Source organism: Streptomyces sp. 2P-4, from assembly GCF_030167965.1.
Classification (GTDB): domain Bacteria; phylum Actinomycetota; class Actinomycetes; order Streptomycetales; family Streptomycetaceae; genus Streptomyces; species Streptomyces globosus_A.
Window position 1 is genome coordinate 3,663,871 of the sequence record NZ_CP095011.1, and the last position, 18,098, is coordinate 3,681,968.

The 18,098-nt window shown below is 70.0% G+C and carries 15 protein-coding genes; 8 read left to right on the forward strand and 7 right to left on the reverse strand.

Annotated features, from left to right (window positions below):
* Positions 1-2: 2 nt before the first annotated feature.
* From gyrA to dnaA, 7 genes are all read right to left on the reverse strand, one after another.
* A complete protein-coding gene (gene gyrA / locus MUK52_RS16085; protein WP_114053265.1) occupies positions 3-2,597 on the reverse strand; it encodes a DNA gyrase subunit A in 2,595 nt (864 codons plus the stop codon).
* A 41-nt stretch (positions 2,598-2,638) separates the two neighbouring features.
* Positions 2,639-4,696, reverse strand: a complete 2,058-nt coding sequence (gene gyrB, locus MUK52_RS16090) for a DNA topoisomerase (ATP-hydrolyzing) subunit B (protein ID WP_114053264.1) — start codon at positions 4,694-4,696, stop codon at positions 2,639-2,641.
* Positions 4,697-5,131: 435 nt separating this feature from the next.
* Entirely contained in the window at positions 5,132-5,701 is a 570-nt protein-coding gene (locus tag MUK52_RS16095; RefSeq protein ID WP_428985377.1) for a DciA family protein, read from the reverse strand.
* Positions 5,698-6,834 carry a DNA replication/repair protein RecF gene (recF, locus tag MUK52_RS16100; protein WP_284577315.1) on the reverse strand — a complete coding sequence of 379 codons (1,137 nt, stop codon included), beginning with the start codon at positions 6,832-6,834 and terminating at the stop codon, positions 5,698-5,700. Before recF ends, MUK52_RS16095 begins: the two co-directional genes overlap by 4 nt.
* Positions 6,835-6,907: 73 nt before the next feature.
* Positions 6,908-7,783: a phosphogluconate dehydrogenase (NAD(+)-dependent, decarboxylating) gene (gnd, locus tag MUK52_RS16105; protein WP_284577317.1), complete on the reverse strand. Its 876-nt coding sequence runs from the start codon at positions 7,781-7,783 to the stop codon at positions 6,908-6,910.
* Positions 7,784-8,006: 223 nt separating this feature from the next.
* Positions 8,007-9,137: a DNA polymerase III subunit beta gene (dnaN, locus tag MUK52_RS16110; RefSeq protein WP_114053261.1), complete on the reverse strand. Its 1,131-nt coding sequence runs from the start codon at positions 9,135-9,137 to the stop codon at positions 8,007-8,009.
* A 965-nt stretch (positions 9,138-10,102) separates the two neighbouring features.
* Positions 10,103-11,884 (reverse strand): chromosomal replication initiator protein DnaA, encoded by a 1,782-nt coding sequence (gene dnaA / locus MUK52_RS16115; protein ID WP_284577319.1) that lies wholly within the window; start codon positions 11,882-11,884, stop codon positions 10,103-10,105.
* Positions 11,885-12,240: 356 nt separating this feature from the next.
* Between dnaA and rpmH the strand changes: the two genes are divergently transcribed.
* The 8 genes from rpmH (at position 12,241) to MUK52_RS16155 (ending at position 17,996) form a co-directional block, all read left to right on the forward strand.
* The gene (gene rpmH, locus MUK52_RS16120) at positions 12,241-12,378 is read left to right on the forward strand and encodes a 50S ribosomal protein L34 (RefSeq protein WP_007265229.1); all 138 of its coding nucleotides are present in this window, start codon (positions 12,241-12,243) and stop codon (positions 12,376-12,378) included.
* A gap of 21 nt (positions 12,379-12,399) precedes the next feature.
* Positions 12,400-12,774 (forward strand): ribonuclease P protein component, encoded by a 375-nt coding sequence (gene rnpA / locus MUK52_RS16125; protein WP_284577334.1) that lies wholly within the window; start codon positions 12,400-12,402, stop codon positions 12,772-12,774.
* A complete protein-coding gene (yidD, locus tag MUK52_RS16130) occupies positions 12,771-13,052 on the forward strand; it encodes a membrane protein insertion efficiency factor YidD (protein WP_114058348.1) in 282 nt (93 codons plus the stop codon). Before rnpA ends, yidD begins: the two co-directional genes overlap by 4 nt.
* Positions 13,053-13,055: 3 nt before the next feature.
* Positions 13,056-14,159 (forward strand): membrane protein insertase YidC, encoded by a 1,104-nt coding sequence (gene yidC, locus MUK52_RS16135; protein WP_114058347.1) that lies wholly within the window; start codon positions 13,056-13,058, stop codon positions 14,157-14,159.
* 15 nt (positions 14,160-14,174) lie between these two features.
* The gene (locus MUK52_RS16140) at positions 14,175-14,687 is read left to right on the forward strand and encodes a Jag family protein (RefSeq protein WP_284577337.1); all 513 of its coding nucleotides are present in this window, start codon (positions 14,175-14,177) and stop codon (positions 14,685-14,687) included.
* A gap of 152 nt (positions 14,688-14,839) precedes the next feature.
* Complete coding sequence (rsmG, locus tag MUK52_RS16145; RefSeq protein ID WP_114058345.1) at positions 14,840-15,556, forward strand: 16S rRNA (guanine(527)-N(7))-methyltransferase RsmG; 717 nt, start codon at positions 14,840-14,842, stop codon at positions 15,554-15,556.
* Positions 15,557-15,822: 266 nt separating this feature from the next.
* A complete protein-coding gene (locus MUK52_RS16150) occupies positions 15,823-16,911 on the forward strand; it encodes a ParA family protein (protein ID WP_114058344.1) in 1,089 nt (362 codons plus the stop codon).
* Positions 16,908-17,996, forward strand: a complete 1,089-nt coding sequence (locus MUK52_RS16155; RefSeq protein WP_114058343.1) for a ParB/RepB/Spo0J family partition protein — start codon at positions 16,908-16,910, stop codon at positions 17,994-17,996. The genes MUK52_RS16150 and MUK52_RS16155 overlap by 4 nt, the downstream gene beginning before the upstream one ends.
* Positions 17,997-18,098 lie beyond the last annotated feature (102 nt).

Genomic DNA, 18,098 nt, shown 5'->3' on the forward strand with positions numbered 1-18,098 from the left:
ACTTACTCCTCGTGCTCCCCGGCCGGAGGCTGTGCGCCCCCGGCTGCCTCGGCGGCCTGTGATTCGGCGGCCTCGGTCTCGTCGACCTCGTCAGCATCCTGACCCGCCTCGGCGTTCCGCGCGATACCGACCACGGCATCCCGCTTGCCCAGATTGATCAGCTGGACGCCCATGGTGTCACGGCCCGTCTCCCGGACTTCGCTGACTCGCGTACGGATCACACCACCGCCGAGCGTGATGGCGAGGATCTCGTCCGTCTCGTCGACCACGAGCGCCCCGACGAGCGAACCGCGGTCTTCCACGATCTTCGCAGCCTTGATGCCGAGACCGCCACGCCCCTGGACGCGGTATTCGTCGACCGGGGTCCGCTTGGCGTATCCGCCGTCGGTCGCGGTGAAGACGAACGTACCGGGCCGGACCACGCTCATCGAGAGCAGCTCGTCGCCCTCGCGGAAGCTCATGCCCTTCACGCCGGAGGTGGCGCGGCCCATCGGGCGCAGCGCGTCGTCGGTCGCGGTGAAGCGGATCGACTGCGCCTTCTTGCTGATCAGCAGCAGGTCGTCCTCGGCGGAGACCAGCTCGGCGCCGATCAGCTCGTCGTCGCTGCCGTCCTCGCGCTCGCGGAGGTTGATGGCGATGACACCGCCCGAGCGGGGGGAGTCGTAGTCCTTCAGCGGGGTCTTCTTCACCAGGCCGGCCTTGGTGGCCAGGATCAGGTAGGGCGCGGCCTCGTAGTCGCGGATCGCGAGGATCTCCGCGATCTGCTCGTCCGGCTGGAACGCCAGCAGGTTGGCCACGTGCTGGCCGCGGGCGTCGCGCCCGGCGTCCGGCAGCTCGTACGCCTTGGCGCGGTAGACGCGGCCCTTGTTGGTGAAGAAGAGCAGCCAGTGGTGGGTGGTGGACACGAAGAAGTGGTCGACGATGTCGTCCTGCTTCAGCTTCGTGCCGCGCACGCCCTTGCCGCCGCGCTTCTGCGAGCGGTAGTCCTCGGTCTTGGTCCGCTTGACGTAGCCGCCGTTGGTGATGGTGACGACGATGTCCTCTTCGGCGATCAGGTCCTCGATGGACATGTCGCCGTCGAACGGCACCAGCTTCGAGCGGCGGTCGTCGCCGAACTTGTCGACGATCGCGGCGAGCTCCTCGCTGACGATCGCGCGCTGCTTCTCCGGGGACGCCAGGATCCCGTTGTACTCGTTGATCTTCGCCTGGAGCTCGTCGTGCTCGGCGACGATCTTCTGGCGCTCCAGGGCGGCCAGGCGGCGCAGCTGCATCTCGAGGATGGCGTTGGCCTGGATCTCGTCGATCGAGAGGAGCCCCATCAGGCCCTCGCGGGCGACCTCGACCGTGTCGCTGCGCCGGATGAGGGCGATGACCTCGTCGATGGCGTCGAGCGCGGCGAGCAGGCCGCGCAGGATGTGCGCCCGCTCCTCCGCCTTGCGCAGGCGGAAGCGGGTCCGCCGGACGATGACCTCGACCTGGTGGTGCACCCAGTGGCGGATGAACGCGTCCAGCGACAGGGTCCGCGGCACGCCGTCGACCAGCGCCAGCATGTTCGCGCCGAAGTTGGTCTGCAGGTCGGTGTGCTTGTACAGGTTGTTCAGGACGACCTTGGCGACGGCGTCGCGCTTGAGCACGATGACGAGGCGCTGGCCGGTGCGGGAGGACGTCTCGTCGCGGACGTCGGCGATGCCGCCGATCTTGCCGTCCTTGACGAGGTCGGCGATCTTCTGCGCCAGGTTGTCCGGGTTCACCTGGTAGGGGAGCTCGGTGACCACCAGGCACTGGCGGTTCTGGATCTCCTCGACCTCGACGACGGCCCGCATGGTGATGGAGCCGCGGCCGGTGCGGTACGCCTCCTCGATGCCCTTGCGGCCCACGACGAGCGCGCCGGTCGGGAAGTCGGGGCCCTTGATGCGCTCCATGAGCGCGTCGAGCAGCTCCTCGTGCGGGGCCTCCGGGTTGGCCAGGTACCACTGGGCGCCCTCGGCGACCTCGCGCAGGTTGTGCGGCGGGATGTTCGTCGCCATGCCGACCGCGATGCCGGCGGAGCCGTTGACCAGGAGGTTCGGGAAGCGCGCCGGCAGGACCGTCGGCTCCTGGTTGCGGCCGTCGTAGTTGTCCGTGAAGTCGACGGTCTCCTCGTCGATGTCGCGGACCATCTCCATCGACAGCGGCGCCATCTTGCACTCGGTGTAGCGCATGGCGGCGGCCGGGTCGTTGCCCGGGGAGCCGAAGTTGCCGTTCGAGTCGACGAGCGGCATGCGCATCGACCACGGCTGGGCCAGGCGGACCAGGGCGTCGTAGATCGAGGAGTCGCCGTGCGGGTGGTAGGTGCCCATGACGTCGCCGACGACGCGGGCGCACTTGTAGAAGCCCTTCTCGGGCCGGTAGCCGCCGTCGTACATCGCGTACAGCACGCGGCGGTGCACCGGCTTGAGGCCGTCGCGCACGTCCGGCAGGGCGCGCGAGACGATGACGGACATCGCGTAGTCGAGGTAGGAGCGCTGCATCTCCGTCTCGAGCCCGACGGGCTCGATGCGCAGCTGCGGCTCGTCCTCCGCGGGGTTCTCGGCGGTGGGGGTGGTTTCGTCGGCCATTGCTGGTCAGAAATCCTTTCGGGCGGCCGTTGAGAGCCGACTCAGATGTCGAGGAAGCGGACGTCCTTGGCGTTGCGCTGGATGAAGGAGCGCCGGGCCTCGACGTCCTCGCCCATAAGCACGGAGAACAGGTCGTCGGCCTGGGCGGCGTCGTCCAGGGTGACCTGGCCGAGCACGCGGTGGTCGACGTCCATGGTCGTGACGCGCAGCTCCTCGGCGTTCATCTCGCCCAGACCCTTGAAGCGCTGGATCGAGTCCTCCCTGATCCGCTTGCCGTTCTGCTTGCCGAGCTCGACGAGCGCGTCGCGCTCCTTGTCGGAGTACGCGTACTCGAAGTCGTCCCGGCCCCACTTGATCTTGTAGAGCGGGGGGCGGGAGAGGTACACGTGGCCGGCCTCGACCAGCGGGCGCATGAAGCGGAAGAGGAAGGTCAGCAGCAGGGTGTTGATGTGCTGGCCGTCGACGTCGGCGTCCGCCATCAGGATGATCTTGTGGTAGCGGAGCTTCTCGATGTCGAAGTCCTCGTGGACGCCGGTGCCGAAGGCGCTGATGAGCGCCTGGACCTCGGTGTTCTGGAGGATCTTGTCGATACGGGCCTTCTCGACGTTCAGGATCTTGCCGCGGATCGGCAGGATGGCCTGGTACATCGGGTTGCGGCCGGACTTGGCGGAGCCGCCGGCGGAGTCGCCCTCGACGATGAAGATCTCGCACTTCGTCGGGTCGTTGGACTGGCAGTCGGAGAGCTTGCCGGGCAGCGAGGCGCTCTCCAGCAGGCCCTTGCGGCGGGTCAGGTCGCGGGCCTTGCGGGCCGCGACGCGGGCCGTGGCGGCCTGGATCGCCTTGCGGACGATGTCCGCGGCCTCGTTGGGGTTGCGGTCGAACCAGTCGTTCAGGTGCTCGTGGACGACCTTCTGCACGAAGGTCTTGGCCTCCGTGTTGCCCAGCTTGGTCTTGGTCTGGCCCTCGAACTGCGGCTCGCCCAGCTTGACCGAGATGATCGCCGTCAGGCCCTCGCGGATGTCCTCGCCGGCGAGGTTGTCGTCCTTCTCCCGCAGCAGCTTCCTGTCCCGCGCGTAGCGGTTGACCAGGCCGGTGAGGGCCGCGCGGAAGCCCTCCTCGTGGGTGCCGCCCTCGTGCGTGTGGATCGTGTTCGCGAAGGAGTACACGCCCTCGGTGTACTGCGAGTTCCACTGCATCGCGATCTCGACCGAGAGCATGCGCTCCTTGTCCTCCGACTCGACGGAGATGACCGTCGGGTGGATGAGCTCGCCCTTGCGCGAGTTCAGGTACTTCACGAAGTCGACGATGCCGCCCTCGTAGTAGTACCGGACCGTGCGGGCCTGCGGCTCCTCGGTCTCCTCGGCCGTCTCGGCGCCGACGGTGGCCTTCGCCGACTCGCGCTCGTCGGTCAGGCTGATGGTCAGGCCCTTGTTGAGGAAGGCCATCTCCTGGAAGCGGCGCGAGAGCGTCTCGAAGGAGTACTCGGTCGTCTCGAAGATGTCGCCGTCGGCCCAGAACGTGACCGTGGTGCCGTGCTCGTCGGTCTCCTCGTTCTTCGCGAGGGGGGCCGTCGGGACGCCCAGCTTGTAGTCCTGGGTGAAGCGGTGGCCGTCGCGCTTGACCTCGACCGCGACCTTCGTCGACAGGGCGTTGACGACGGACACGCCGACGCCGTGCAGACCGCCGGAGACGGCGTAGCCCCCGCCGCCGAACTTGCCGCCCGCGTGCAGGACGGTCAGCACGACCTCGACGGCCGGCTTGCCCTCGGACGGGACGATGTCGACGGGGATGCCGCGGCCGTTGTCGACCACGCGCACGCCGCCGTCGGCGAGGATCGTCACGTCGATGGTGTCCGCGTGGCCCGCGAGGGCCTCGTCGACGGAGTTGTCGACGACCTCGTACACGAGGTGGTGCAGACCGCGCTCGCCGGTCGAGCCGATGTACATGCCGGGCCGCTTGCGCACGGCGTCCAGGCCCTCCAGGACCTGGATCGCGGAGGCGTCGTACGAGGAGGTGACCTCCCCGTTCTCGCCGGCTGTGGACTGGTTGTCGTTGAGGTTGCCGGAATCGGCCACGAAGCGCCCTTTCTGGCACAGCACAGGCCGGACTCCGGGCCGGCGTGCGTGCCGGCGTGGAGCGGCTGCGTCGATCTGCGTTGTCAGCGTTTGTCAGCGTGTTCCCGCAACCGGGCGGGATTTGCTTCAGTCTACCGGTACCACGGACATCGATGGGGGTTTGCCGGTACCTGAGTACGCATGTGCCGCCCTGAACCTCCTCTCTCCGACTCCCCATATTCGGACCGGGGCCCAAAGAGGCTCACGCGGGCGTCCAGCGCTTCGGGCTGTCAACCTCTCATCACCGTGAGGGACGCCACGGGGACGGGCCGGTCCGCCGGCCGTGCGGAGGCGCCTGCCGACCCGTGGGGAAGGCGCGCCGGAGGCGGGCGCCGGGGCTGCGGGGGCAGGGGCGGAGGGGAGAGAGGTAAGGGGAGGGAATGGGCGAGGGGGACGGGGGCGCGGCCCGGCCCGGGGGCGTCAGCCGTAGGTGTCGCCCGGGCCCGAGCTGCCGGGGGCCCGCCAGGGACCGTAGGGCTTGGGGCGCCCGCCCGGTCCGCGGACCTTGATCAGCCGGACCGTGCCCTGGCCGAGGTCCGCGTTCAGCCGCGCGACCAGCTGCGGGGCGAGCAGCTTCAGCTGCGCCGCCCAGGCCGAGGAGTCGCACCGGACGAAGAGCTCACGCTCCTCATAGCGTTCCGGTTCGCAGTGCGCGGCGATCTCCGGCCCGACGATCTCCGGCCAGCGCTCCATCACGCCGGCCACCGCCATCGGCATCTCCCAGCCGCGCTCGGTCCGCAGCCGCTCCAGCGCCGCCATCAGCGGCATGGGGTCCCTGCCATCGGCCCGGGCGCCCGAACGCAGGCCCGGCTGGTTCCGGCGGGCGCCGCGGCCGCCGGCAGCCTGGCCCCGGGCACGCGCCTGCTCGCGGGCCGCCGCCAGGGCCTGCCGCGCCAGGTCGATGCCGGAGGGCTCCGGAGTCCTGGGCCGCTCGCCCGGAGCGTTGCTTTCGCTTCCGGTTCCGTTTCCGCCCTGCCCGTGGTCCTTCACAGCCGGGTCACCTCACCGCCGGACACCGCGAAACGCGCCCCGGCGAGGACCCCGGGGACATCGTCGTCCACCGCGGCCGTCACCAGGACCTGCTCCCCCGGGGCCACCAGTCCGGCCAGCCGCTCCCGGCGCCGCGCGTCCAGCTCCGCGAAGACGTCGTCGAGGATCAGCACCGGCTCGGCGCCCTCGGCGCGGAGCAGCTCGTACGAGGCGAGCCGCAGCGCGAGCGCGTAGCTCCAGGATTCGCCGTGGCTGGCGTACCCCTTGGCCGGCAGCTCGCCGAGCCGCAGCAGCACGTCGTCGCGGTGCGGCCCGACGAGGGTGACGCCCCGCTCGATCTCCTGCTTGCGCACCTGCGCCAGTGCCTGGAGCAGCACCTCGTACAGCTCCTCGCGGGAGCGGGCCGCGCCGCTGTCGACGGGCTCGCCCGCGGAGCAGCGGTAGGCCAGGCCGAGCGGGCCGCCGCCGGGCGCGAGCTGCTCGTACGCCTTGTCGGCCAGCGGGAGCAGCGACGCGATCAGGTCGAGGCGCTGGGCCAGCAGCTCGGCGCCGGCCCGGGCCAGGTGCTGGTCCCACACGTCCAGGGTGGACAGGTCCATGGAGCGGCCGCCGTGCCGGCGTGCCATGGCCGCGGACTTCAGCAGGGTGTTGCGCTGCTTGAGGACCCGCTCGTAGTCGGAGCGGACCCCCGCCATCCGCGGGGAGCGCGCCGTGACCAGCTCGTCGAGGAAGCGGCGGCGCTCCCCCGGGTCGCCCTTGACGAGGGCGAGGTCCTCCGGCGCGAACAGCACCGTCCGGACGATGCCGAGCACGTCGCGGGGCCTGACCTGGGAGGACCTGTTGATGCGGGCGCGGTTGGCGCGGCCCGGGTTGAGTTCGAGCTCGACCAGCTGCTGCCGGTCGCCCTGCCGGACGGCGGCGCGGACGACGGCCCGCTCGGCGCCCATCCGGACGAGGGGGGCGTCCGAGGACACCCGGTGGCTGCCCAGCGTGGCCAGGTAGCCGACGGCCTCGACGAGGTTCGTCTTGCCCTGGCCGTTGGGGCCCACGAAGGCGGTGACGCCCGGGTCGAGGGGGACCTCGGCCCGGGCGTACGAGCGGAAGTCGGCCAGGGAGAGGTGCGTGACGTGCATGCGGCGCCGACCTCCCCCGGCTCTGCTCTGCTCTGCTCTGCTGTGTGGTGCGGTGGTGCGGTGGGTGCGGCGGCTACTTCTTCTCCACCGCGTGGCCGCCGAACTGGTTGCGCAGCGCGGCGATCATCTTCATCTGCGGCGAGTCGTCCTGGCGCGAGGCGAAGCGCGCGAAGAGCGACGCGGTGATCGCCGGCAGCGGGACGGCGTTGTCGATCGCCGCCTCCACGGTCCAGCGGCCCTCGCCGGAGTCCTGCGCGTAGCCGCGCAGCTGCTCCAGGTGCTCGTCCTCGTCGAGGGCGTTGACGGCCAGGTCGAGCAGCCAGGAGCGGATGACCGTCCCCTCCTGCCAGGACCGGAACACCTCGCGGACGTCGGTGACGGAGTCGACCTTCTCCAGCAGCTCCCAGCCCTCGGCGTAGGCCTGCATCATGGCGTACTCGATGCCGTTGTGGACCATCTTCGCGAAGTGGCCGGCGCCGACCTTGCCGGCGTGGACGGCGCCGAAGTCGCCCTCGGGCTTGAGCGCGTCGAAGACCGGCTGGACGGCCGCGACGTGCTCCTTCTCGCCGCCGTACATGAGCGCGTAGCCGTTCTCCAGGCCCCACACGCCGCCGGAGACGCCGCAGTCGACGAAGCCGATGCCCCTGGCGGCGAGCTCCTCGGCGTGCTTCTCGTCGTCGGTCCAGCGCGAGTTGCCGCCGTCGACGACGACGTCGCCGGGGGAGAGCAGCTCGCCGAGCTCGTCGATGGTGGACTGGGTCGCGGCACCGGCCGGGACCATCACCCACACCACGCGGGGCGCCTGGAGTCCGTCCACAAGCTCCGCGAGGCTGTGGACGTCGGCGAGGTCAGGGTTGCGGTCGTATCCGATGACGGTGTGGCCTGCGCGGCGGATGCGCTCGCGCATGTTGCCGCCCATCTTGCCGAGACCGACGAGACCGAGCTCCATCAGGTGGTTCCTTTTGCGTTGTGGCCGTGTGTGCCGGATTCCCCCGGTGCCCGGGAGTACCCGGCTCCGAGCCTACGCCGGGCCGTCGCACACGGCGCCACGGGCGCTCCGGGCTCCGCCGTACGGGGCGCGGGGGCCGCGGGGCGTGCGGCAGGCGGGGCCGCAGCCGTCGGGGCCCGGTCCCCCGCGGGCGGCGGGAGCGGGCCCCGGTGGCGGGCGGGTGTCAGCCGGAGAGGCGCACCGGCATGATCAGGTACTTGTAGGCCTCGTCCGCCTCGGCGTCCACGGCGGGGCGGCCGCTGAGGAGCGCCGGCTTGGTGGACGTGGTGAAGCTGAGCTGGGCGGCGGGCGAGTCGATCGCGCTGAGGCCGTCGAGCAGGAAGGTCGGGTTGAAGGCGATCGAGATGTCGTCGCCCTCCAGGACCGCGTCGACCCTTTCCACAGCCTGTGCGTCGTCGGAGGAGCCGGCCTCCAGGATCAGCACGCCCTGCTCGAAGCTCAGGCGGACCGGGGTGTTGCGCTCGGCGACCAGCGCGACGCGCTTGACGGCCTCCACGAAGGGGGCGGTCTCGATCACGGCGACGGAGTTGAACTCGGTCGGGAAGAGCGTGCGGTACTTGGGCAGGTCGCCTTCGAGGAGGCGGGTGGTGGTGCGGCGGCCGGCGCCCTCGAAGCCGATGAGGCCCTCGCCGGCACCGGAGCCGGACAGCGCCAGGGTGACGGTGTCGCCGCTGGTCAGGGACTTCGCCGTGTCGAGGAGCGTCTTGGCGGGGACGAGGGCGACGGCGGAGGCGTCCGGGTTCTCCGGCTTCCACAGGAACTCGCGGACCGCGAAGCGGTAGCGGTCGGTGGAGGCGAGGGTGACGCGGTCGCCCTCGATCTCGATGCGGACGCCGGTGAGGACGGGAAGGGTGTCGTCACGGCCGGCGGCGATGGCGACCTGGGCCGCGGCGGCGGCGAAGACCTCGCCGGAGACGGTGCCGGTGGCGGTCGGCATCTGCGGCAGGGCCGGGTACTCCTCCACCGGCAGGGTGTGGAGGGTGAAGCGGGAGGAGCCGCACACCACGGTCGCCCGTACACCGTCTGTGGAAATCTCCACCGGCCGGTTGGGGAGGGCGCGGCAGATGTCGGCGAGGAGCCGGCCGGAGACGAGGACGGTGCCGTCCTCCTCGACGTCCGCCTCGACGGAGACGCGGGCCGAGACCTCGTAGTCGAAGCCGGAGAGGGACAGCGTCCCTTCCTCGGCCTTCAGCAGCAGGCCCGCGAGGACGGGCACGGGCGGCCGGGCCGGGAGGCTGCGGGCAGCCCAGGCCACCGCCTCCGCGAGTACGTCGCGCTCCACCCGGATCTTCACCGGAACCGCCTCCTGCTGTTGCTCGCTCGTCCGTCTGCCGGCCTTCGTCGTCGGCCCGCCGCTGCCGTGCCCCGGGGGCTGCGGCCCGTCGGTGCCGGGAACCAGTCTGACGTACGGCACCGACAGCGCGTGCTGCCGGCCGTCAAATCCGGAGCGAGGTGTCGGGGAGGCCTTCGAGCCGGGTTGTGCACAGGGGCTGCTTGAAAACCGATTCCGAGCTAACTGTCCATGGGGGTAGTAGTAGGGGCTGTGGAAACCGTGGATAAGCCCGTTTCCGCAGGTCAAGCCCCAGTTTTTATCCCCATGCCCTGTGGGCGGCGCCGTGGACAACACGGTGTCGCTGTGGAGAACAGAAAGTTCTGCACAGGCCATCCCCAGATGACCTGGAGTACTCCACAGCTGCGTCCCCAGTTTTCCCCCGGTACTCCACAGCCCAAACGTCGACCTTGGTGTGACGGCTTTCACTCCGGCCGGTGAGCGGGGTCACTCTGTTGCCGAACAGTGGACAGCGGTGTGGGTAAGTCATCGGAACCTGTGCACAGCATGCGGCAACCTGTGGGTTGGCGGTGGACAACGCCGTGGACGTGTCTGTGGACGGAGCGACCGTCCACAGTCTGTGGATATCTTCGGTGCACAATTCCACAGGCGGCTGACCTGCCCTGATGGTCCCTCACCAGGCAGCCCTGTGGACAGATTGTGGGTGACGAAACCCGTCCCCACCCTGTGGACCCAAGAAAGTCCCGCAATCTGTGGATAAGTTGCTCTCCAGGGGGCGTATTCGAACAGACCAGGGGCGCGCGCATGAAGAAGGGCGCCCCCGGAGTGATCCGGAAGCGCCCTGTGGATGCGTTTGGCGGAGCACCGAGAGCCCGCAGAAGGCACTTTGACGGGCTGTCGGGAGGTAGCGCACAGGCCGGCCCGCGGCTCCGCGGGCCGGCCTGTGGATGCGAGGGAGGAAGCGCCGGTCAGGCGTTCTTGATGCGGTTCGTGAGCTCGGTGACCTGGTTGTAGATGGAGCGCCGCTCCGCCATCAGGGCGCGGATCTTGCGGTCCGCGTGCATGACGGTGGTGTGGTCGCGGCCGCCGAAGTGCGCACCGATCTTCGGCAGGGAGAGGTCCGTCAGCTCCCGGCACAGGTACATCGCGATCTGCCGCGCCGTGACCAGCACCCGGCTGCGCGAGGAGCCGCACAGGTCGTCCACCGTCAGGCCGAAGTAGTCGGCGGTGGCCGCCATGATGTCCCCGGCCGTGATCTCGGGCGCCGAGTCCTCGCCCCCCGGGATCAGGTTCTTCAGGACGTCCTCGGTCAGGCCCAGGTCGACCGGCTGGCGGTTCAGGCTCGCGAAGGCGGTGACCCGGATCAGGGCCCCCTCCAGCTCGCGGATGTTGCGCGAGATGCGGGAGGCGATGAACTCCAGCACCTCCGGCGGGGCGTTGAGCTGCTCCTGCACCGCCTTCTTGCGCAGGATCGCGATGCGCGTCTCCAGCTCGGGCGGCTGCACGTCCGTGATCAGGCCCCACTCGAAGCGGTTGCGGAGCCGGTCCTCCAGCGTGACGAGCTGCTTGGGCGGCCGGTCGGAGGACAGCACGATCTGCTTGTTCGCGTTGTGCAGCGTGTTGAAGGTGTGGAAGAACTCCTCCTGCGTCGACTCCTTGCTCGCGAGGAACTGGATGTCGTCGACCAGCAGGATGTCCATCTCGCGGTAGCGCTTGCGGAAGGCGTCGCCCTTGCCGTCGCGGATGGAGTTGATGAACTCGTTGGTGAACTCCTCCGAGCTCACGTACCGCACCCGCGTCCCCGGGTACAGGCTGCGCGCGTAGTGCCCGATGGCGTGCAGCAGGTGCGTCTTGCCCAGGCCGGACTCGCCGTAGATGAAGAGCGGGTTGTAGGCCTTGGCGGGCGCCTCGGCGACCGCCACCGCGGCCGCGTGCGCGAAGCGGTTCGACGCGCCGATCACGAACGTGTCGAAGAGGTACTTCGGGTTCAGCCGGGCCGTCGGCTCCAGCGGGCCCGGGGTCGAGCCGGCGGACGGCGCCGGCGGGGCGGGCCGGCCGGGCGCCGGGCGCGGCGCGGACTGCTCGTACTGCTGCTGCTCGTAGGGCAGCGGCTGCGGATCGTACTCGTACGGCTTCTGCTCGTAGGAGCCCTGGTCGTAGCCGTTCTGGTCGTACGGGCCCTGCTCGTAGCCGCCGGACTCCGGCTGCTGGAGGTAGCCGGGCTGCGGGGAGGCGTAGGGGTCGCGCTCGGGGAAGCCGCCGAGGCGGGGCTGCTGCCAGCTGTAGTCGTCCTGCTGGCCCCCGCGGGGCCAGGTGCCGGGCTCGGGGCGCGGCTGCTGGTAGTCCGGGTAGGCGGGGCGGGCCGTCGGCAGCTGGTCGTCGGCCGGGCCGGTGTGCCCGCCGGAGCGCTGCCCGCCGTACGGCTCGTACGCGTCGCCGCGCTGCGGGGCCGGCGGCGCCATGGGGGCGGGCTCGCCGGCCGAGTCGTCGACGGTGATGGCGATGCGGATCGGGCGGCCGCACTCGCGGCTCAGCGCATCGCTGATCAGCGGGGCGAGGCGGCCCTCGAGGACGCGCTTGCCGTACTCGTTGGGCACCGCGAGCAGTGCGGTGTCGGCGACCAGGGCCAGGGGCTGGCAGCGCTCGATCCACTGCCGGTCCTTGGGCTCGATCGCCTGCTGCCCCTCCCCCAGGAGCTTGTCGAGCACCCGTGGCCACACTGCGGCAAGATCGGCAGGTACGTCAGCCACAGGGCACGCTCTCTCACAGGGGGTCCCACGAATGTGTGGTTCTTTGGGACGGTCGGGACAAAAAATCCAGGGTCAGGCAACGGTAGTCAGCGCAGCCGGTACGGTTCAAGTCGTTGTCCACAGCCTGTGCACAGCGCGGGGTGGCATCGCCTCGGTTTGACCGGATGGCGTAGCCGCGCGTACCGTAACGAGGTCGAGTTGTCGATGGCTGCTGCCGCCTGCCTACCGATGGGCGAGGATCACTAGTTGTGATCGTTGAGCGGTGCCACTCGGGCGAACACGCGAGCTTCCTCGTGGGCGCACGGTGACAGCCAGGCGATGTCCCGCCACAACGATTCATTCTCTGGAGCCCCCGAGTGAGCAAGCGCACCTTCCAGCCGAACAACCGCCGCCGCGCCAAGACCCACGGCTTCCGCCTGCGGATGCGTACGCGTGCCGGCCGCGCCATCCTGGCGAACCGCCGCAGCAAGGGCCGCTCTGCCCTCTCCGCGTAACCACACGCAGGTAGTGACGTCGTGCTGTCTCCCGACAATCGGCTGAGGCGGCGCGAGGACTTCGCGAGCGCGGTACGGCGGGGCCGCAGGGCCGGTCGCCCGCTCCTCGTCGTCCACCTACGTACAAGCGGTGCAACGGACCCGCACGAGCCGGGGGAGACTGATTCCCCGACGCGTGCGGGTTTCGTCGTCAGCAAGGCCGTGGGCGGTGCCGTGGTCCGCAACCGGGTCAAGCGCCGACTGCGCCATCTCGTGCGCGAACGGCTGACCCGGCTGCCCGCCGGTAGCCTGGTGGTGGTGCGGGCACTGCCCGGATCGGGCGATGTCGGCCCCGAGGATCTGGCCCGGGACCTGGATGCCGCCCTGCTGCGGCTCCTGGGAGGCGCAGCTCGATGAAGTACCCGCTGCTCGCTCTGATCAAGCTGTACCAGTGGACGATCAGTCCGCTGCTCGGCCCGGTGTGCCGCTATTACCCCTCGTGCTCACGCTACGGGTTCACGGCCATCGACCGGCATGGTGCGGTGAAGGGGACGGTCCTGACCGTCTGGCGGATCCTGCGGTGCAATCCGTGGACCGCAGGCGGCGTGGACCATGTCCCACCTCGTAAACGCCCGCGTTGGCACGAGCAGCTGCGCAGTGCGTTGCGTAGATCTCGCAATGCTCAAGGAGCCTGATTAGTGGACACGATTGCCAGTCTGTTCAGCTTTATCACCACGCCCGTCTCGTGGATCATCGTGCAGTTCCACTCGCTGTACGGTGCGATCTTCGGTGCGGACAGTGGGTGGGCCTGGGGCCTGTCCATCGTGTCCCTCGTGGTCCTGATCCGCATCTGCCTGATCCCGCTCTTCGTGAAGCAGATCAAGGCGACGCGCGGCATGCAGGCGCTCCAGCCGAAGATGAAGGCGATCCAGGAGCGCTACAAGAACGACAAGCAGCGCCAGTCCGAAGAGATGATGAAGCTGTACAAGGAGACGGGTACCAACCCGCTCTCCTCGTGCCTGCCCATCCTGGCGCAGTCCCCGTTCTTCTTCGCCCTGTACCACGTGCTCGCGACCATCGCCGACGGCAAGACCATCGGTGTCCTGGACGAGCAGCTCGTCGACAGCGCCCGGTCCGCCCGCATCTTCGGCGCCCCGATCGCGGCGAAGTTCATGGACAGCGAGGAGAAGGTCGCCGCGCTCGGCGCCTCCCTGACCGACGTCCGCATCGTGACCGCAGTCATGATCATCCTGATGTCGCTGTCGCAGTTCTACACGCAGCGCCAGCTGATGCAGAAGAACGTCGACCTCACGGTCAAGACGCCGTTCATGCAGCAGCAGAAGATGCTCATGTACATCTTCCCGGTGATCTTCGCGGTCATGGGTGTCAACTTCCCCGTCGGTGTCCTCGTCTACTGGCTGACCACCAACGTCTGGACCATGGGCCAGCAGATGTACGTGATCAACCAGAACCCCACCCCGGGCAGCAAGGCCCAGGACCAGTACCTGGCACGCCTCCTCAAGCACGTCTCCTCGCACGAGGGCGTCAAGGGGCGGGGCCGGAAGAAGATCGTCGCGGGAATCGTGGCCAAGGGCGCGGACCGCAACGAGAACGAGCGCAGGTTCATCGCGGCGCTGACGAAGCAGGGCCTGGCGGCCCAGGCCGACGGTTCCGTGGTCAAGAGCGCCGTGGCCACGGCGGACGCCGACGCGGCGAGCGGCGGCGCCCCCAAGCGGCAGCAGCCCAAGCGCCAGTCGAAGTCGCAGCGCCAGACGCCCTCCAAGCCCTCTTCCAAGAAGTAAGAAGGAGTCCCTCCCGTGACGGAAGGCACCACCACCGCCGCCGCCCAGAGTGGCGACACCCTCACCCGCCTCGAGCAGGAGGGTGAGATCGCGGCCGACTACCTCGAGGGTCTGCTGGACATCGCCGACCTCGACGGCGACATCGACATGGACGTCGAGGCCGACCGCGCCTCCGTGTCGATCGTCAGCGACTCGGACAGCCGCGACCTGCAGAAGCTCGTCGGCCGTGACGGTGAGGTCCTGGAGGCCCTGCAGGAGCTCACCCGCCTCGCCGTCCACCGCGAGACCGGCGACCGCAGCCGCCTCATGCTGGACATCGCCGGCTTCCGGGCGAAGAAGCGCCAGGAGCTGGCGGCCATCGGCGCCAAGGCCGCGGCCGACGTCAAGGCCTCCGGCGAGCCCCTCAAGCTCGCCCCCATGACGCCGTTCGAGCGCAAGGTCGTCCACGACGCCGTGGCGGCCGCCGGTCTGCGGAGCGAGTCGGAAGGCGAGGAGCCGCAGCGCTTCGTCGTCGTGCTCCCGGCCTGACCCCGAGCCCGAGTCCTCGGCCCCGTCTGTGTCGCAGACGGGGCCGATGTTTGTCAGCCTGGCATGGCCGGGCGGGCCGGACCCGCCCGAGCGGTGCACCCCCTCGATCCCCCTCGATCCACGCGGTACGCGATACGGAAGGACGGTCCCCCGTGACGGAGGCAGCGGAGCTTCCCCCGGCACCCGAGCAGGCGCGCGCGGTGTTCGGCGAGTTTTTCCCGGAAGCTGTGCGGTATGCGGAGCTGCTGGCCGACGCAGGGGTCAAGCGCGGCCTGATCGGCCCGCGCGAGGTCCCGCGCCTGTGGGAGCGGCACCTGCTGAACTGCGCCGTCCTCTCGGAGGTCGTTCCGGAGGGCGTCACCGTGTGCGACGTGGGCTCCGGCGCGGGTCTCCCCGGCATTCCGCTGGCCCTCGTACGGCGGGACCTGAAGATCACCCTGCTGGAGCCCCTGCTGCGGCGCACCACCTTCCTCCAGGAAGCCGTGGAGCTGCTGGGGCTGGACCACGTGACGGTGGTCCGCGGCCGCGCCGAGGAGATGCTCGGCAAAGTGCCGCCGGTACACGTGGTGACCGCGCGCGCGGTGGCTCCGCTGGACCGCCTCGCGGGCTGGGGTGTGCCGCTGCTGCGCCCGTACGGCGAGATGCTGGCCCTCAAGGGAGACACCGCTGAGGAGGAGCTGGTGGCGGCGAAGACCGCGCTGGCCAAGCTCGGTGTGGTGAAGACCTCGGTGCTCCATGTCGGCGAGGGTGTGGTGGATCCCCTGTCGACGGTGGTCCGGGTGGAGGTCGGCGAGAGCCCCGGCGGGGTGAGGTTCGCCGCCAAGCGGGCGAAGGCGGCCCGGGTGGGGCGCGCACGCCGCCGTCGCTGAGGGCGGCGTTTCTCGGGTGCGGCGGGTTCTATATAGGGCCCGTTGTGCCCGATAGGTATGGATTTCGGAGTGTCGGAGGGGTCTGAAGACTCCGTTTCGGCATCGTGTTTCACGTGAAACGTCGCTCTCTGCTGCACGGAATCATCAGTCGCGGCCGTGCGGCCGCCGCTCCCCGCTCCCGCAAGGAGACAGGGGGGACGGAGTTGTCCACAGGTGTGGATTCATCCACAGGTGCACGGGCCCCGCTGGTTCGCGACCCCGGTGACATGGCAGGCTCTGTTCAGCCCGAGCCTGATGCCGAGGAGAGTGACACCGTGCGGTCAGACGCCAACCTCGCGGGGCCGATGGCCGATCCGGTCCCCGGTCCCCGATCTGAATCGGCGGGCGGCGATGTTTCACGTGAAACACCGCCCCCGCCTCCCGTCGACAACGACGCGTCCATCGGCGCAGCCGCGTCCTTCGCGGTCGAGCCGCTGGCCCGTTCGGGCGAGGGGCTGCCGAGGCCGGCGCAGACCCGGGTCATCGTGGTCGCGAACCAGAAGGGCGGAGTGGGCAAGACCACGACGACCGTGAACCTCGCGGCCTCCCTGGCCCTGCACGGTGCACGCGTTCTGGTCATCGACCTCGACCCGCAGGGCAACGCCTCCACCGCGCTCGGCATCGATCACCACGCCGAGGTGCCGTCGATCTACGACGTCCTGGTGGACAGCCGGCCGCTCCTCGAAGTCGTCCAGCCGGTCGTGGACGTGGAAGGGCTCTTCTGCGCCCCGGCCACCATCGACCTGGCGGGCGCGGAGATCGAGCTCGTCTCGCTTGTGGCGCGCGAGAGCCGCCTCCAGCGGGCCATCCAGGCATACGAGCAGCCGCTGGACTACATCCTCATCGACTGCCCGCCCTCCCTGGGCCTGCTGACGGTGAACGCCCTGGTCGCCGGTGCCGAGGTACTGATCCCGATCCAGTGCGAGTACTACGCCCTGGAGGGGCTCGGCCAGCTGCTGCGCAACGTCGACCTGGTGCGGGCACATCTGAACCCGGCACTGCATGTGTCGACGATCCTGCTGACGATGTACGACGGCAGGACGCGGCTGGCCTCCCAGGTGGCGGAGGAGGTCCGCACCCACTTCGGGAGCGAGGTCCTGCGGACGAGCATTCCCCGGTCGGTGCGCATCTCCGAGGCGCCGAGCTACGGGCAGACGGTGCTCACCTACGACCCGGGCTCCAGCGGCGCCCTCTCCTACATGGAAGCGGCGCGGGAGATGGCGCTGCGGGGGGCCGGACTCCATTACGACGGCCGCAACGCCCACGTGGGCGCAGGCATGAACAGCACGCAGAGCATGGCGGAGGGGATCCAATGAGTGAGCGACGTAGGGGTCTGGGGCGGGGGCTCGGCGCGCTGATTCCCGCGGCTCCCCAGGAGAGGACGCCCGCAGCGGGCGCCGGGCCGGCGGTAGCGGCCTCCCTGCCGGGGCCGAGTTCCGAGCGGGGCATCGCCGCGGCGAAGCTGACCTCCCTCGCACAGGCCGATGTTTCACGTGAAACATCGATTGCGGTCGCCGAGCCGATCGACACCGTCGCGGTGGAGCCCGCGGCCGGCGAGGTGGCGGGAGCAACCTTCGCCGAAATCGCGGTGGACGAGATCGAGGCGAATCCGTGGCAGCCCCGTGAGGTCTTCGACGGAGCGGCTCTGGCGGAGCTGGTCACCTCCATCCGCGAGGTCGGGCTGCTCCAGCCGATCGTCGTGCGGCGGGCACCAGCCGGCGGCTACGAGCTCATCATGGGCGAGCGGCGCCTGCGGGCCTGCAAGGAGGCCGGCCTCCAGCGGATTCCGGCGATCATCCGGGCCACCGAAGACGACAAGATGCTGTTGGACGCCCTGCTGGAGAACCTCCACCGGGCACAGCTGAACCCGCTGGAAGAGGCTGCGGCCTACGACCAGCTGCTGCGGGACTTCAACTGCACCCACGACGAGCTGGCGGACCGGATCGGCCGCTCCCGTCCGCAGGTGACGAACACCCTCCGGCTCCTCAAGCTGTCGCCGAAGGTGCAGCGCCGGGTGGCGGCCGGAGTCCTGCTGGCCGGCCACGCCCGCGCCCTGCTCGGTGTCGATGACCCGGAAGCCCAGGACCAGCTCGCCGCACGCATCGTGGCCGAAGGGCTTTCCGTGCGTTCGGTCGAGGAGATCGTCTCGCTCATGGGCTCGGAGCCGGCGGCCGCGGTCAAGCCGAAGGGCCCCCGCGCGGGCGGCCGGGTGTCCCCGGCCCTCAGTGAGCTGGCGACGAGGCTGTCCGACCGCTTCGAGACCCGGGTGAAGGTCGACCTGGGCCAGAAGAAGGGCAAGATCACCGTCGAGTTCGCCTCGATGGAGGACCTGGAGCGGATCCTGGCGACCCTGGCTCCCGGCGAGGGCCGGGTGCTGGAGCAGGGGCAGTCCGCGGAGTGACCCTCCCGCCCGCCGAGGGGCGGATCGCGCCGGTGCTGCCGGGGCGGTCCGCCCCTTTGGCTTGGAGCGGTTTCTCCTGATTCGGGCTCTGGATACGATGCG

Excerpts from the sequence above, each read along its gene's own strand:
- yidD (WP_114058348.1), top strand. The coding sequence starts at position 12,771 with ATGAAGTACCCGCTGCTCGCTCTGATCAAGCTGTACCAGTGGACGATC.
- MUK52_RS16150 (WP_114058344.1), top strand. The coding sequence starts at position 15,823 with ATGGCAGGCTCTGTTCAGCCCGAGCCTGATGCCGAGGAGAGTGACACC.
- MUK52_RS16155 (WP_114058343.1), top strand. The coding sequence starts at position 16,908 with ATGAGTGAGCGACGTAGGGGTCTGGGGCGGGGGCTCGGCGCGCTGATT.
- recF (WP_284577315.1), bottom strand. The coding sequence starts at position 6,834 with ATGCACGTCACGCACCTCTCCCTGGCCGACTTCCGCTCGTACGCCCGG.
- gyrA (WP_114053265.1), bottom strand. The coding sequence starts at position 2,597 with ATGGCCGACGAAACCACCCCCACCGCCGAGAACCCCGCGGAGGACGAG.
- gnd (WP_284577317.1), bottom strand. The coding sequence starts at position 7,783 with ATGGAGCTCGGTCTCGTCGGTCTCGGCAAGATGGGCGGCAACATGCGC.